The following is a 15,349-nucleotide window of genomic DNA, read 5'->3' as shown; positions in this document are numbered from 1 at the left end:
CCCGCCGCCCGCCCGTCTCTTAACCGTTGTTACAGGCTCGTCGACAAATACGGACAACACCGGACTAAAGTAAGGGTGTTCGATTGCCGAAGAGCCGTCGCCCGGTCGGCTCAGCCGGCCGCCTGCGCATCACAGGCCTGGGCGCGCAGCGCCCGGGCCAGGTCGTCCCTCGCCTCCAGCACCAGCCGCCGCAGCGCGGGGGCCGCATCCGGGTGCCCGGCCAGCCAGGCGTCGGTGGCGTCCAGCGTGCGCCGGTCGTCCTGGAGCATCGGGAACAGGCGCTTGACGACGGCCATCGCGATTTCGATGGACCGCTCCCGCCAGATGCGCTCGATCGCCTCGAAGTAGCGCGGCGCGAACGGCGCCAGCAACTCCCGCTGGCCCGGCTGGTCGAAGCCCGCGATGGTGGCCTCGGCGAGGGCGTTGGAGAGTGCGTCGGAGTCCACCACCGCCGTCCAGGCCTCGGCCTTGACCTCGGCGTCCGGCCGGGAGGCCAGGCAGCGGACGTGGTGCCGCTTGCCCGAGGCGGTGTTGTCGCGGGCCAGTTCGGCGTTGAGCAGCCGCTCGTCGGCCGCGCCCCGGGAGGCCAGCCGGGCCAGGAACGCCCAGCGCAGCTCCTGGTCGACGTCCAGGCCGTCGATCCGCGCGGAGCCGTCCAGCAGCCCGCGCAGCAGCTGCAGATCGGCGTTGCTGGTGGCCAGCTGGGCGAAGAACCGTGCCCAGGCCAGCTGGTGGCCGCTGCCCGGCTCGGCGAGCCGCAGCTCGCGCAGCGCGCTCTCGGCCAGCTGCCGGCCGTCCGCCTCCCGCCGGCCGGGCGCCGCATAGTGGGTGAGCGCGGAGCCCGCGCAGGTCTGCAGCATCTGCAGCACCCCGATGTCGCTCTCGGCGCCGGCGAAGCGCTGTACCAGGTCCAGGTAGTCGCGGGCCGGCATCAGCCCGTCGCGGGTGAGGTTCCACAGCGCGGACCAGCACAGGGCGCGGGCGAGGGGGTCGGTGAGGTCGCCCAGGTGGCCGCGCAGGGTGGCCAGCGAGTGCTCGTCGAACCGGATCTTGCAGTAGGTGAGGTCCTCGTCGTTGACCAGGACCAGCTCCGGGCGCCGGGTACCGGCCAGTTCGGCCACCACCGTGCGCGGTCCCACCACATCGACCTCGGCCCGGGCGTAGCGGACCAGTTCGCTGCCCTCGCGGCGGTAGAGGCCGACCGCCACCCGGTGCGGGCGCAGCTCGGGGTGTTCGGCGGGCGCCTCCTGGAGGATCGCCAGCTCGGTGATGTGGTCGGCGGCGTCATAAGTCAGCTGCGGAGTCAGCGAGTTGACCCCGGCCGTCTGCAGCCAGGACCGCGACCAGGCCGCCATGTCCCGGCCCGAGGTCTCCGCCAGCACCGACAGCAGGTCGGTGAGGCGGGTGTTGCCGTAGGCGTGGCGCTTGAAGTAGCGGCGGGCACCCTCCAGGAAGGCGTCCCGGCCGGCATAGGCGACCAGTTGCTTGAGCACCGAGGCGCCCTTGGCATAGGTGATGCCGTCGAAGTTGAGCTTGGCGTCCTCCAGGTCGTGGATGTCCGCGGTGACCGGATGGGTGGAGGGCAGCTGGTCGGCGCGGTACGCCCAGGCCTTGCGCTGGTTGGCGAAGCTGATCCAGGCGTTGTCGAAGCGGGTCGCCTCCACCTGGGAGAAGGCGCCCATGAAGTCGGCGAAGGACTCCTTGAGCCACAGGTCGTCCCACCACTCCATGGTGACCAGGTCGCCGAACCACATGTGCGCCATCTCGTGCAGGATGACATTGGCCCGGCGCTCATAGGAGGACCGGGTCACCTTGCCGCGGAAGACGAACTCCTCGCGGAAGGTCACGCACCCCGGGTTCTCCATGGCCCCGATGTTGTACTCCGGCACAAAGGCCTGGTCGTACTTGCCGAAGGGATAGGGGTAGTCGAAGTGGTCGTGGAAGAAGTCCAGGCCCTGCTTGGTGACGGTGAAGATGTCATCGGCGTCGAAGTGCCGGGCAAGTCCCTTGCGGCACAGGGCCCCCAGCGGGATCTCCAGGACGCTGCCGTCCGTCAGCTTGCGGCTGTAGTGGTCGCGGACCACATGGTAGGGACCGGCCACCACGGCGGTGATATAGCTGGAGATCGGCCGGGTCGGCACGAAGTGCCAGGTGGCGGCGGTGTCTTCGACGGGCTCCGGCGTCCCGTCCTGCTCGCCGTTGCTCAGCACCGTCCAGTCGGCGGGCGCGGTCACCGAGAAGGTGAACGGGGCCTTGAGGTCCGGCTGTTCGAAGTTGGCGAAGACCCGGCGGGCGTCGGCGGGCTCGTACTGGGTGTAGAGGTAGACCTCGCCGTCCTCCGGGTCCACAAAGCGGTGCAGCCCCTCGCCGGTGCGGCTGTATGCGCACCGGGCGTCCACCACCAGGACATTCTCGGCGGCGAGCGAGTCCAGCGCGATCCGCGAGCCGTCGAAGACGGCCGCCGGGTCCAGCTCCCGGCCGTTGAGGGTGACGGCCGTGACGGACGGCGCGATGAGGTCGGCGAAGCTGCCGGCCCCCGGCTCGGCACAGCGGAAGCGGATCGTGGACACCGAGCGGAAGGTGCGCGGCCCGCCGTTCCCGGGGCCGGTCGCGGACCGCAGATCGAGGGCCACGTCATACGCCTCGACGGTCAGCAGCGCGGCCCGCCGCCGGGCTTCCTCGCGGGTCAGGTTCTCACCGGGCACGACAGGGCTCCCTTGGCTCGTCTGGTCTTTCGAACATCAGGAATCATGGCACGGGGGACATTGTTGAAATGCCGACCGCCCTTACCCCTCCTGCTGAGGAGATTTGCGTGACGACAACCGAGAAGGTCACCGCCGACTTCTGGTTCGACCCGATCTGCCCCTGGGCCTGGATGACCTCCCGCTGGATGCTCGAGGTCGAGAAGCAGCGCCCGGTCGAGGTGCGCTGGCATGTGATGAGCCTGGCCGTGCTCAACGAGAACAAGCTCGACCAGATACCGGAGCGCTACCGGGAGCAGCAGCCCGAGCGCTGGAAGCCGGTGCGGGTGTGCATCGCGGTCGGCCGTGAGCACGGACAGCAGGCGCTGGGCCGTTTCTACACCGCGCTCGGCACCCGCTTCCACAACCTGGGCCTGCCCCAGGACCGGGCCACCCTCGTGGCGGCGCTGGAGGAGGCCGGGCTGCCCGCGTCGCTGGCGGACGCCGCGGACACCGACAAGTACGACGCCGAGTTGCGCGAGTCGCACGCGGAGGGCATCGACAAGGTCGGCCAGGAGGTGGGCACCCCGGTGATCGCGGTGCCCGGCCCGGACGGCACGGAGGTCGCCTTCTTCGGCCCGGTGGTCACCCCGGCGCCCAAGGGCGAGGCGGCGGCCAGACTGTGGGACGGGACGCTGCTGGTGGCGGCCACGCCGGGCTTCTTCGAGATCAAGCGGACGCGGACCGAGAACCCGATCTTCGACTGACCGGGCAGTGCCGGCCGGGCAGCGACGACAGGCGGCCACGCGGCCCGTCCCTTAAGGTCCCCCCATGGGCCAGACCGACCTCTCACGGCCGCTCGGCCGGGACGGCGGCTGGGCCGAGGCGGAGCCGCCGTGCGACAACGCCGCCTTCGCGGAGCTGCCCGTACGCCCGTACGACCTGCTGACGCTCGCCGTCTGCCGAGCCCTGCCACCGCTGTGGTCACTCCTCGGGCTGCGGCAGGCGGCGCGCATGATGCGGCACTATCTCGGGGCCACCGGCACCCCCTGCCGGGTGGACGCCGAGGCGCTGCTCACCCTTCCGGCCGTAGGGGCCGCCGCCGATGCGCAGCTGGCGCGGTGGCGGGCCGAGGCCCTGGAGCGGTGGCGGGCGGGGCCGCGCACCCTCGCCGCCTATCCCGCCGACAGCGGCTGGCGGGACGCGTTGATCACCCGGCGGGTCAGCACCGACTGGTGGCTGGCGCTGCGCTGTGTGGAGTTCCGGCTGACCGGCACGGTGCGGGTGGCCGCGGACGGCAGTACGGCGGTGGACTACCGGTTCGCCGTGGCGAAGAGCTGGAACTTCGACCGGGGCAAATCGGAGTGCGGAATTCCGTTCACCCCGTTCGCCCGGCTGCACGAGACCGGGCTGGCCCGTCAGTTCGCCGTTCTGGGCGAGGCGTTCGGGCACGCCTGAGATCATGGGGGAGAGGGCCCCCGCGCGAGTCGACCGCGCGGGGGCCCTCCGGGTGCCTGCCGCGTGACACGGGTGAGAAGACGATCACGAGCAGGCCGCTCGGGGGTGGGTCACGGGGCCAGCAGCAGCGCGTTGCCGCGCTCCTTGGCGGCCGTGTAACGCCTGGCCACGTCCTGCCAGTTGACGACCTGCCACATGGCCTCGATGAAGTCCACCTTCTGGTTCTTGTACTGCAGGTAGAAGGCGTGCTCCCAGGCGTCGAAGACCAGGACCGGCGTGGAGCCCTGGCCCACGTTGCCTTGGTGGTCGTAGACCTGCTCGACGATCAGCTTGCCGCTGACCGGCTCATAGGCCAGGACGCCCCAGCCGGAACCCTGGGTGGTGGCCGAGGCCTTGGTCAGCTGGGCCTTGAACTTGGCGAAGGAGCCGAAGGATTCGGCGATGGCGTCCGCGAGCTCGCCCACGCCGTCCTTGTCGAGGGGCTCGCCGCCGCCGTCGCCGGTCATGTTCTGCCAGTAGATGCTGTGCAGGATGTGGCCGGAGAGATGAAAGGCGAGGTTTTTCTCCAGGCCGTTGACGGACCCCCACTGGTCCTTGTCGCGGGCCTCGGCGAGCTGCTCCAGGGTGTCATTGGCGCCCTTGACGTAGGCCGCGTGGTGTTTGTCGTGGTGCAGCTCGATGATCTTTGCGTCGATGACGGGCTGGAGCGCCGCGTAGTCGTACGGGAGTTCAGGAAGTGTGTAGATGGCCATGCCGAGCCCTCCGACTGCTTATTGCAATTAACTTGCAGGTAGACGCTATCAGCAAGTGCCTTGCCGCGGCGGTTGCGGGGGAGGGCCTCGGTCCAAAGACGTAGGCGGGGTAGGTCCTGAAGATCAGGACCCACCCCGCCTCGGAAAGAGCTCGGAAAGGGCTCGGGAAGGCTCGGAAAAGGGGAGCGTGGCGGAGCGTCAGCTCTGCCTGGCGGCCACCCAGCGCTGGCGGCCGTAGCCGATCAGGGCGAGCGCCACCGTGAGGCCGGCGGTGAAGTAGAGCTGGGTGGTGGTGTCCTTCTCCCGCAGCATCAGCCCCAGCGCACACACGATGCCCGCCAGCGCCACCCAGGTGAGTGTGGGGTAGAGCCACATCCGCACCACCAGCCGCTCCGGGGCCTCACGCTCCAGCCGCCGCCGCATCACCAGCTGGGTGGCGGCGATAAAGGCCCACACCACCAGGATGGCCGCGCCGGTCATATAGAGCAGCCACTTGAAGACGGTGTCCGGCCACCAGTAGCTGAACAGCACCGCACAGAAGCCGAAGGCGGAGGAGGCGAGCACGGTCCGGCGCGGCACTCCGTTGCTGACCTTGCCCAGCACCCGGGGTCCCTGGCCGCGCTGGACGAGGGAGTGCGACATCCGGGACGCGCCGTAGATATTGGCGTTCATCGCCGACAGCAGCGCGATCAGGATGATCACGTCCATGATCCGCCCTGCCGCGGGGATGTCCAGGTAGTCGAGTACGGCGACGTACGGGCCGTTCTTGACCACCGAGGAGTCGGTCCAGGGCAGCAGCGTCACCACGACCAGCATGGAGCCGACGTAGAACAGCGCGATCCGCCACATCGCCGTGCGCACCGCCTTGGCCACGCCCCTGACCGGGTGCTCGGACTCGGCCGCGGCGATGGTCACCGTCTCCAGGCCGCCATAGGCGAAGACCGAGGCCAGCAGGCCGGCCACCAGGCCGTCGGTGCCGTTGGGCAGGAATCCGCCGTGCCCGGTGAGGTTGTCGGTGCCCGGGGCCGAGGTGCCGGGCAGCAGGCCGAGGATGGCCAGCACGCCCAGGACCAGGAAGGCGAAGATCGCCGAGACCTTGAGCGCCGCGAACCAGAACTCGAACTCGCCGAAGTTGCCGACCGCCGCCAGGTTGGTCCCGCAGAAGAAGGCCATGAAGAGCAGGACCCACATCCAGGAGTCCGTGGCCGGGAACCACTTGACCATGATGGCCGCCGCGCCGATCGCCTCCACGGCGATGCCGACGCAGAGTTCTATCCAGAACATCCACCCGGCGGTGAACCCCGCCCAGGGCCCGATCGCCCGCTCGGCGTGCACCGAGAAGGTGCCCGAGGCCGGACTGGCCGCGGCCATCTCGCCCAGCATGCGCATCACCAGCATCACCAGCAGCCCGGACGCCGCATAGGCGAGCACGATCCCCGGCCCCGCGGCGGCGATGCCGGTGCCCGAGCCCACAAAGAGCCCGGCGCCGATCACTCCGCCGAGGGCGATCATCGACAGATGGCGCTGCTTGAGGCCGTGCGACAGGGCGGTGCCGCCGCCGTTGTCCGGCATGGCATCGGTGACCTCGCGCTCGGGCGCGGGGGTCGCATTCATCCGAGTCATGGTCGTGTCTGTCCTCGTGAAATGAGTGACGGATGGTGAAACAACGCTGAAAAGTTGCCTCAGTGTGGGGGTGATGTTCGCTCAGGACAACACTTGTCACAGAGCTGTCCGATATTTAGACGCACCGATGACTCTCTGTACCTGACATCTCGCCAAAAACACGCTTATCGGTGCCCGGTCAGCGAGCCCGGCGCAGCCGCAACTCCCGCAGCCCCGCCACCACAAGCACCGCACCGGTCGCCGCCGCCGACCACAGCAGCTGCGGCCGGGTGCCCTGGTCGGTGACCATCAGCACCAGCACGGTGGCCATCACGGCCAGGGCCGCCCAGGTCAGATAGGGGAAGCACCACATCCGCAGGGAGAGCCGCTCCGGCATCTCCCGCTCGATGCGCCGACGCAGCCGCAGCTGGGAGGCGGCGATCAAGGCCCAGACGAAGAGCAGTACCGCGCCCACCGCATTGAGCAGATAGCGGAAGATCGAATCCGGCCACTGGAGGTTGAGCACCACCGAGGCGAAACCGAACGCCACCGAGGCGAGCACCGCCCGCCCGGGCACCCCGCCCGGAGTGACCTTCAACAGCGAACGCGGCGCCTCGCCCCGCTCGGCCAGCGAGAACACCATCCGCGAGGAACCGTAGAGATTGGCGTTCAGCGCCGACAGCAGCGCCACAAAGATCACGATCTGCATGATCTGCCCGGCCGACACCACCCCGACCTGGTCCAGCACCGCCACATAGGGGCTCTGGCCCGGCTTGATCGACGACCAGGGGAGCAGGGTCACGATGACCAGCATCGAACCCACATAGAAGAAGAGGATGCGCCACACGGCGCTGCGCACCGCCCGGCCCACGGCCCTTTCCGGGTCGTCCGACTCGGCGGCCGCGATGGTGACGACCTCGAGCCCGCCGAAGGAGAAGGCGACGGCCAGCACCCCGGAGATCACTCCGCTCCAGCCGTGGGGCAGAAAGCCGCCGTGGCCGGTGAGATTGGTGAGGCCCACCGCATGGGTGTCCGGCAGCAGCCCGAAGATCGCCAGCAGGCTCAGCCCGAGGAAGAGGAGGATCGCCCCGACCTTGAGCGCCGCGAACCAGAACTCGAACTCACCGAAGTGCTTCACCGCCGAGAGGTTGGCCGTGGTGAAGACCGTCATAAACACCAGCACCCAGGCCCACTGCGGCATCCCGGGCACCCAGCCATGGGCGATCTGCGCGGCGGCGGTCGCCTCCACGGCGAGCACGATCACCAGCAGGAACCAGTAGAGCCAGCCCACCGTGAACCCGGCCCACCGGCCCAGCGCCCGCTCCGCGTGCACCGAGAACGCGCCCGAGGCGGGCATCGCCGCCGACAGCTCGCCGAGCATCCGCATCACCAGCATCGCCAGTGCGCCCGCTATCAGATACGAGACGATGATCCCCGGTCCGGCGACCGCGATCCCGGCCCCCGAGCCCACGAACAGCCCGGCCCCGATCACCCCGCCCAGCCCCAGCATCGTCAGATGCCGCTGCTTGAGCCCCGCGGACAGCGGTTCCTTCGCGCCGACGAGGGGCTCGGCGGCGGGGGGTGCGTCGTGCATGCGGGTACGTACTCTCGGGTCGTGCTGATCCGCGCGTATGCGCAGCCTCCACAATCCCCCGAGCCGGGGGCCGGAGCCAAGCCGTGCCCGGCCCCGCGTGACCAGCATCACTCGGGTGAAACCCACCAAAGCCCGGCAGGTCGCCTTTGTCGCGGATGACCACGTGCCTATCGGATCACGCTCGGCTAACGTCGCCCTGTCCCCACCTGTCTTCCGCTCATGGAGTACCGATGGCCACCGCCGCAGCGTCAGTCCCCCGGACCGGTACGGTCCTCGCCGATCTCCTGCCCGCCTCCTCCGCGGCCCGCGCCCGGGTCCGCGACGCGGCCCTGATCCTGGGCGGCGCCGTCCTCACCGGCGTCACCGCCCAGATAGCCGTCCCCGTCCCCGGCTCCCCGGTCCCGGTCAGCGGCCAGACCTTCGCCGCCCTGCTGGTGGGCACGGCCCTCGGCGCCCGCCGGGGCTTCCTCTCCCTCGCCCTCTACGCCCTGGTCGGCATGGCGGGCCTGCCGTGGTTCGCGGAGGCCCGCTCGGGCGCCGCGTTCCCGTCCTTCGGCTATGTCCTCGGCATGCTGCTCGCCTCCACCGTGGTCGGCGCCCTCGCCCGGCGCGGCGCCGACCGCTCGGTGCTGCGCACCGCGGGCACCATGGTGCTCGGCTCCGCGGTCATCTATGCGGTCGGGGTGCCGTACCTGGCCCTGTCCGCGCACCTCTCGCCGGCCGACGCGGTCGCGGTGGGCCTGACCCCGTTCCTGATCGGCGACGCGCTCAAGGCGGCCCTGGCGATGGGCGCCCTGCCGGCGGCCTGGCGACTGCTGGGCCGGCGGGGCTGAGGGTTCCGGGTACGCAGCACATACGGGCCGGGCCGCGCCGGTCAGGCGTCGGCCCGGTTGCCGTCCGCTTCCTTCTGCTGGGGGGCGCGTTTCCGCGCGGGCGTGCCGCGGAAGCGGGGCAGTTCCCCGGTGGGCAGGTCTTCGCCGCCCAAATTCTTGCGCAGGCTGTCGGGGAGTTGGACCGCTTCGCCGTATGTACCGTGCGCCACTGTGAGGTAGCCACTGTTGGACGGGCGAGTGCAGAGGGTCCACTCTCCCTTGGCCGGGTTCAGATAGAGCAGCGCGGGCACGTGGGCCTCTGCGTACCAGTCGATCTTGCCCGCTACGTCTGACGGCTTCTCGGAGGGAGAGGTCACCTCGACGGCCAGTTCGACCTCCTCGCCGGGAAGCAGCCACTCGTCGGGCTCGGAATTGAACATCGAGTCATGGCACACCAGCAGATCTGGCGTGGCGTAGTCATCCGGGTCGTCGGGGAGGGGGATGGACACGTTCTCGTAGGCATCCAGGCCATCTGTGAAGCACGGACCCAGGAGCCTTCGAAGAAAGTTCACGGTCTGCGCGTGGCCAAGGCGTGGCGAGGGGGACACGATAAGCCTTCCTCGGATGATCTCGACCCGCAGGCCGCTGGCTTTCTCGATCTCTTCGGCCATCTCCCGCAGGCTCGCCCCTGCCCATGAGACTGCCTTCAGATGGTCGCGAGGCTTGGGCTCAGGTGCTTCATGTCCGTAGTCGTCGTAATGAACGGGCTGCGCACTCAATGTTCGCTCCTTCCAGCCAGTACTGCCCAGTGTGCCTCCAGTACGCCGAGACGTCCCCCGTGACCGGGCAATGTCCCGGGGCAGAAGCTGCCACATAGAGGACCGACAACGTCGGAGAGATCACTTCTGGCTTCCGGCTGTCCGATACCGCCCACCCCCGATCGTCGATCGCCCGCAGACGCGAGAACCTGGCCCGCACCTCGTCAAAGGTGCGGGCCAGGTACGTACACACCGAGGACTACTCCACCGCCCCCGCAACCCTGCGCCGCCGCTCCAGCACCAGGCCCAGGCCGAGCACCAGCGCTGCCACCAGGCTTGACAGCAGCACCTGTTCGCGGTTGTCGCCGCCGTCGACGAGCATGTAGCCGAGGACGAACAGGATCATGCCGATCGTCGCCCAGGTCAGATACGGGAACAGCCACATCCGTACGACCAGCTTCTCCGGCATCTCGCGCAGGATGATGCCGCGCATCCTCAGCTGGGTGAAGCAGATGACGAGCCAGACGAACAGGGCGACCGCGCCGGACGAGTTGAGCAGGAACTTGAAGACGGTGTCCGGCCACCAGTAGTTGAAGGCGACGGCGAGGAAGCCGAAGACGACCGAGACCAGGATCGCGGCCTGTGGGACACCGCGCCGGTTGGTGCGGGCGAAGGCGTTGGGCGCATCGCCGCGTCGGCCGAGGGAGAAGGCCATGCGGGAGGCCGTGTAGAGGCCGGAGTTGAGGCAGGAGAGCACGGCGGTGAGGACGATGACGTTCATCACCTGGCCGGCGTGCGGGATGCCGATCGAGTCGAGCGCCGCGACATAGCTGCCCTTGTCGGTGATCGCCTTGGAGTTCCAGGGGAGCAGCGAGACCACGACGAAGATCGAGCCGAGGTAGAAGACGGCGATGCGCCAGATGACGCTGTTGGTCGCCTGCCGCACCGCGCGCTGCGGGTCCTCGGACTCACCGGCGGCGAGGGTGACGATCTCGCTGCCCATGAAGGAGAAGACGACCATCAGCACACCGGTGAGGATCGCTCCGGAACCGTGCGGCAGGAAGCCGCCATGGTCGGTGAGGTTGGAGAGCCCGGCGGTGTTGTTCTTGGAGCCAGGCAGTATGCCAAAGACCGCGAGTCCGCCGACCACCACGAAGGCCGTGATGGCGACGACCTTGATGCCCGCGAACCAGAACTCGAACTCGCCGTACGAGCTGACCGAGGCCAGGTTGGTCGCGGTGAGCACCACCATGACGATCAGGGCCCAGGCCCACTGCGGCACGGCCGGGACCCAGCCCGCGAGGATCTTGGCACCGGCGGTCGCCTCGACCGCCAGCACGACGACCCAGAAGAACCAGTACAGCCAGCCGATGGTGAACCCGGCCCAGCGGCCCAGCGCCTGGTCCGCGTAGGCGGAGAAGGAGCCGGAGGTGGGCCGGGCGGCGGCCATCTCGCCGAGCATCCGCATCACGAGGACGACCATCGCGCCGACGAGTGCGTAGGAGATCAGAATTCCGGGGCCCGCCGCGGCGATGCCGGATCCGGAGCCCACGAAGAGGCCGGCACCGATGACGCCGCCGATGGCGATCATGGAGAGATGGCGGTTCTTGAGCCCGGCCTTCAGGCCGTCCCGGTCGGCCGACGAGGAGGCGGCGTCTGCGGGATCACCGGACGTCGACGCCTTTGTCATGGTCGGCGGTATCGCGCTCATGGAAGCAGGTTCCTTCGGTTCTCGGATTACTCGGGGTACGAGTCCCCGCATTAGACCTTCCGAAGACGTACTCCGGAAGACCCGAATCCGTATCGTTGTATTCACACTTTGAAGACAACGGCCCGGCGACGTAGCCCACTGCCGGTCCATGCCACACTGCACGCATGCGCGTGTACCTCGGCTCCGACCATGCCGGTTACGAACTTAAGAACCACCTCGTGGAGTGGCTCAAGGCCCATGGCCATGAGCCCGTCGACTGCGGTCCCCACATCTACGACGCCCAGGACGACTACCCGCCGTTCTGCCTCCGGGCGGCCGAGCGGACCGCCGCCGACCCGGACAGCCTGGGCATCGTGATCGGCGGCTCGGGCAACGGCGAGCAGATCGCCGCGAACAAGGTCAAGGGCGTACGCGCCGCACTCGCCTGGAGCGAGCAGACGGCCGCCCTCGGCCGGGAGCACAACGACGCCAATGTGGTCTCGATCGGCGGCCGGATGCACACCCAGGAGGAGGCGACCAAGTTCGTCGAGATCTTCCTGGCGACGCCCTACTCGGGTGAGGAGCGTCACACCCGCCGCATTGAGATGCTGAGCGCCTACGAGGCCACCGGCGAGCTCCCCCCGATCCCGGCCCACCACCCGCAGCAGGGCTGAGGACGCGTCCATGCCCGAGGGGCACACCATCCACCGGCTCGCCGCCGACCACCGCGAACTGTTCGCGGACCGCCCCGTCCGAGCGACCAGCCCCCAGGGCAAGTTCACCGATGGCGCCGCCCTGGTGCACGGACAGCCGCTGGCCGGCGCCGAGGCCCATGGCAAGCACCTCTTCCTGGGCTTCGAGGCCACCGGGTGGGTGCACGTCCACCTCGGCCTGTTCGGGAAGTACACCTTCGGGGGCGCCCCCGTGCCGCCCGCCACCGACACGGTGCGGCTGCGGCTGGCGACCCCCGAGGCGTACGCCGACCTGCGCGGCCCCACCACCTGCACATTGATCACCGATGGTGAGAAGCAGGCGATACACGACCGGCTCGGGCCGGACCCGCTCCGGCCGGGTGAGGACCCGGCCCCCGCCTTCGCCCGGATATCCCGCAGCCGCAGCAGCGTCGCCGCGCTGCTGATGGACCAGAAGGTCATCGCGGGGGTGGGCAATGTCTATCGCGCCGAAGTCCTGTTCCGGCATGGCATCGACCCATACCGTGCGGGGCGCGATCTCACCCGGTCCGAGTGGGATGCGATCTGGTCGGACCTGGTCGGGCTGATGCGCGAGGGCGTACGTCACAACCGCATCGACACCGTCCGGCCCGAGCACACCCCCGAGGCCATGGGGCGGCCGCCCCGGGTGGACGACCACGGCGGCGAGGTCTACGTCTACCGCCGGGCCGGACAGCCCTGCCACCTCTGTGGCGAGGGGATCCGCACCGCCGGCCTCGCCGCCCGCAACCTCTTCTGGTGCCCGGGCTGCCAACGGGCCTGATCCGTCAGGAGCCGTGCGGAGGCCAGGTCCGTCAGGAGCGGTACGGAAGCCCGATCCGTCAGAAACTGTGCGGAAGCCAGGGCGCCACCTCGGAGCCAAACGCCAACGAGGCCTCCGCCAGCGCCCCTTCGCGCAGCTCCCGCACCCGCCCCGCGCCCGCCAGCGCGGTCAGCGAGACGCCGCCCAGATACGCCGCCCCCAACTCGCCCACGGACAGCGCGAGATCGGCCCGGTCCCCGGTGCGCCGGCAGGACGCGCCCTTGGCATCGCCGGTCAGCCGCCAGCGCCCCGCGTTCCAGGGACAGAAGGCGTCCTCGACCTCGAACACCACATCCACCGGCGCCCGATAGGTACGCGCCGACAGCGCCGCGCCCACCTCCACCAGCCGCAGATGCAGCCCGTCCCGCACCCCCAGCCGGCAGGGCCGCAGGTCGTTCACCAGCTGCAGCAGCGGGTCGTCGACCGGCCGGGCGTCGGCTTCCAGGCGCGTGGTCAGATCGAGGCCGAAGAGGAACTCCCACAGCGCGGCGTACGCCCCGGGGCTCAGCGCCTCCAGATCGCGCAGGATCACCGTGCCGTTCGGCCCGGACTCATCCGAGGACGGGCGCACCGCATACCGCGCATACCCCACCGTCTCGCCCGCCACCTCGGCCAGTACGCACTGCAACGGCGAGGCGCCCGCCCGCTCTTCGGCCGGGTCCAGCAGCGGCAGCGCCGCCCAGCCGCGCGCCCGCGCCAGCATGCCGGGCCGGGTGGCTACCCGGCGCGCGTACACCGCCTCGCAGACATCGCGCGCTTCCCCGGGCTTCGACAAGCGCAACCGCACACCAGCTGTGCCGTTCGCGCCCTGTGAGACACGCGTGTCATGCGGTACGGAAACATGCACCCGTGCTGTATCGATACTGGCGCGAATGCTGTGGGTGGCCACCCCATAGTCGAAGCGGCCGTAGATCGCCTGCTCCGAGGCGGTCAGCACCGCCAGCGGCTCGCCCCACGCCCGTATCCCCTCCAACTGCCGCCGCATCATCGCCGTCAGCACCCCGCGCCGCCGGTGCGTGGGCCGGACGCTCACCAGGCTCACCCCCGCCGCAGGCACCAGCGCACCGCCGGGTACCGAAAGCCGAAAGGCAAACGCGCTGGCCGTACCGATGGTTTCGCCGTCCTCCCAGGCCCCGATCGAGCGCTCCACCGACGCCAGTTCGCCCCACAGCGAGCGCACCCCGGGCGGCTCGGGCACCCCGCCCCAGGCGAGCAACACCGTGTCGTACCACCGATCCCAGTCAGCCTCGCGCAGTACGCGCAACTCCATCGCCATGAACCATGCCTAGCAACGCATACCCGTGCGCGCGACCGAATTTCGCATAGGGTTGCTCCCGGGGTTGCCGGTCGGCGTGCCCCAGGCTGTCGTGTCGGCGCGGCGTGAATCGACGCACCGCCGAATGGGTGGATAAGGTCCCGAAGCAATGACTGGCAGTGCGGAGACCCCGACGGCCCGGATGCGCAAAGCACTGCACCGGGCCCGCACCGGCCTGCGCAAATCCGGAGTCGACTACTTCCGCGGCGACGGCTCCGACTGGCTCGCCCTCACCGCCCTGCTGCTCTCCGTACCCGCCATCGCCCTGGGCACCATCGTCCAGCCCGAATGGTGCGCCCCCGCCGCCCTGGTGCTGCCCATCGTCGCCGGCGGACTGCTGCTGCGCCCCGCCAGCCTGCTCGGGCTGTACGCGGCCGCGGCCACCGCGCTCATCGTCGAGTCCGCCGTCCTCGACCCCTATGCCTACGGCGCCGACCGGGTCACCCCCGGCACCATCCTGGTCGTCGCCGCGGTCGGCTTCTTCGGCCTGCTCATCGCCCAGTTCCGCAGCCGCGTCGGGGTGCCCTGGCGGCGCGGCGGAACGATGCTCTTCGACCTGCGCGAACGCATCCGCGTGCAGAGCAAGTTGCCCAAGCTGCCGCGCGGCTGGCATCGCGAGATGGCCCTGCGCCCGGCCGGCGGCCAGTCCTTCTCCGGCGACTTCGTCGTCGGCGCCCGCACCAATGGCGGCCGCACCCTGGAGGTCGTCCTCACCGATGTCTCCGGCAAGGGCATGGACGCCGCCTCCCGCGCCCTGCTGCTCTCCGGCGCCTTCGGCGGCCTGCTGGGCTCCCTGCCCCCGCACGCCTTCCTCCCCGCCGCCAACGGCTACCTGCTCCGCCAGGACTGGGACGAGGGCTTCGCCACCTCCGTCCACCTCGTCCTGGACCTGGAGAGCGGGGACTACGAACTCTTCTCGGCCGGCCACGTTCCCGGACTGCACCTGTGCGCGGGCACCGGCCGCTGGGAGGAGAAGTCCGCCGAGGGCCCGCTGCTCGGCGTCTACGACGGCGCCGAGTTCGACGCCGTCAAGGGCACACTGCGCCGCGGCGACGTCCTGATGCTGTTCACGGACGGCCTGGTCGAGACCTCCGACCGTGAGCTCACCGAGGGTATGGACCGGCTCACCGGGGAGGCCGACCGCTATGTCACCT

The 15,349-nt window shown here is 69.9% G+C and carries 13 protein-coding genes; 6 read left to right on the top strand and 7 right to left on the bottom strand.

Annotated elements, in window-relative coordinates; genetic code table 11:
- Window positions 1-110: 110 nt before the first annotated feature.
- Window positions 111-2,705: an aminopeptidase N gene (gene pepN, locus ABCR83_RS22220; RefSeq protein WP_462696882.1), complete on the bottom strand. Its 2,595-nt coding sequence runs from the start codon at window positions 2,703-2,705 to the stop codon at window positions 111-113.
- Between the two features lie 68 nt (window positions 2,706-2,773).
- Here pepN and ABCR83_RS22215 point away from each other — a divergent pair, with 68 nt between their 5' ends.
- Together ABCR83_RS22215 and ABCR83_RS22210 are read left to right on the top strand one after the other, a co-directional pair.
- Window positions 2,774-3,448 carry a DsbA family oxidoreductase gene (locus tag ABCR83_RS22215; RefSeq protein WP_462696881.1) on the top strand — a complete coding sequence of 225 codons (675 nt, stop codon included), beginning with the start codon at window positions 2,774-2,776 and terminating at the stop codon, window positions 3,446-3,448.
- 64 nt (window positions 3,449-3,512) lie between these two features.
- Complete coding sequence (locus ABCR83_RS22210; protein ID WP_462696880.1) at window positions 3,513-4,139, top strand: hypothetical protein; 627 nt, start codon at window positions 3,513-3,515, stop codon at window positions 4,137-4,139.
- 110 nt (window positions 4,140-4,249) lie between these two features.
- On the opposite strand, the gene ABCR83_RS22205 is transcribed toward ABCR83_RS22210, so the two are convergent.
- From ABCR83_RS22205 to ABCR83_RS22195, 3 genes are all read right to left on the bottom strand, one after another.
- The gene (locus ABCR83_RS22205) at window positions 4,250-4,891 is read right to left on the bottom strand and encodes a superoxide dismutase (protein ID WP_462696879.1); all 642 of its coding nucleotides are present in this window, start codon (window positions 4,889-4,891) and stop codon (window positions 4,250-4,252) included.
- 198 nt (window positions 4,892-5,089) lie between these two features.
- A complete protein-coding gene (locus ABCR83_RS22200) occupies window positions 5,090-6,505 on the bottom strand; it encodes an amino acid permease (RefSeq protein WP_462696878.1) in 1,416 nt (471 codons plus the stop codon).
- A gap of 187 nt (window positions 6,506-6,692) precedes the next feature.
- Window positions 6,693-8,087, bottom strand: coding sequence for an amino acid permease (locus ABCR83_RS22195; protein WP_462696877.1), 1,395 nt, complete (start codon window positions 8,085-8,087; stop codon window positions 6,693-6,695).
- Window positions 8,088-8,317: 230 nt separating this feature from the next.
- Here ABCR83_RS22195 and ABCR83_RS22190 point away from each other — a divergent pair, with 230 nt between their 5' ends.
- Window positions 8,318-8,920, top strand: a complete 603-nt coding sequence (locus ABCR83_RS22190) for a biotin transporter BioY (RefSeq protein ID WP_462696876.1) — start codon at window positions 8,318-8,320, stop codon at window positions 8,918-8,920.
- Between the two features lie 41 nt (window positions 8,921-8,961).
- On the opposite strand, the gene ABCR83_RS22185 is transcribed toward ABCR83_RS22190, so the two are convergent.
- Both ABCR83_RS22185 and ABCR83_RS22180 read right to left on the bottom strand, forming a co-directional pair.
- Window positions 8,962-9,570 carry a Uma2 family endonuclease gene (locus ABCR83_RS22185; RefSeq protein ID WP_462696875.1) on the bottom strand — a complete coding sequence of 203 codons (609 nt, stop codon included), beginning with the start codon at window positions 9,568-9,570 and terminating at the stop codon, window positions 8,962-8,964.
- 346 nt (window positions 9,571-9,916) lie between these two features.
- Window positions 9,917-11,347, bottom strand: coding sequence for an amino acid permease (locus ABCR83_RS22180; protein ID WP_462696921.1), 1,431 nt, complete (start codon window positions 11,345-11,347; stop codon window positions 9,917-9,919).
- A 185-nt stretch (window positions 11,348-11,532) separates the two neighbouring features.
- Here ABCR83_RS22180 and ABCR83_RS22175 point away from each other — a divergent pair, with 185 nt between their 5' ends.
- Together ABCR83_RS22175 and ABCR83_RS22170 are read left to right on the top strand one after the other, a co-directional pair.
- Window positions 11,533-12,021, top strand: coding sequence for a ribose-5-phosphate isomerase (locus tag ABCR83_RS22175; protein ID WP_462696874.1), 489 nt, complete (start codon window positions 11,533-11,535; stop codon window positions 12,019-12,021).
- 10 nt (window positions 12,022-12,031) lie between these two features.
- Entirely contained in the window at window positions 12,032-12,841 is an 810-nt protein-coding gene (locus ABCR83_RS22170; RefSeq protein ID WP_462696873.1) for an Fpg/Nei family DNA glycosylase, read from the top strand.
- Between the two features lie 58 nt (window positions 12,842-12,899).
- Here ABCR83_RS22170 and ABCR83_RS22165 read toward each other — a convergent pair whose 3' ends face one another.
- On the bottom strand, window positions 12,900-14,156 hold the full coding sequence (locus ABCR83_RS22165; RefSeq protein ID WP_462696872.1) for a GNAT family N-acetyltransferase: 1,257 nt from the start codon (window positions 14,154-14,156) through the stop codon (window positions 12,900-12,902).
- 148 nt (window positions 14,157-14,304) lie between these two features.
- On the opposite strand from ABCR83_RS22165, the gene ABCR83_RS22160 reads away from it, so the two are divergent.
- Window positions 14,305-15,349, top strand: a 1,045-nt coding sequence (locus ABCR83_RS22160; RefSeq protein WP_462696871.1) for a SpoIIE family protein phosphatase, incomplete at its 3' end; no start/stop codon positions are given.

The sequence above is a fragment of the Streptomyces xingningensis genome (assembly GCF_054957865.1).
This window is presented reverse-complemented; position numbering and strand designations above follow the sequence as displayed.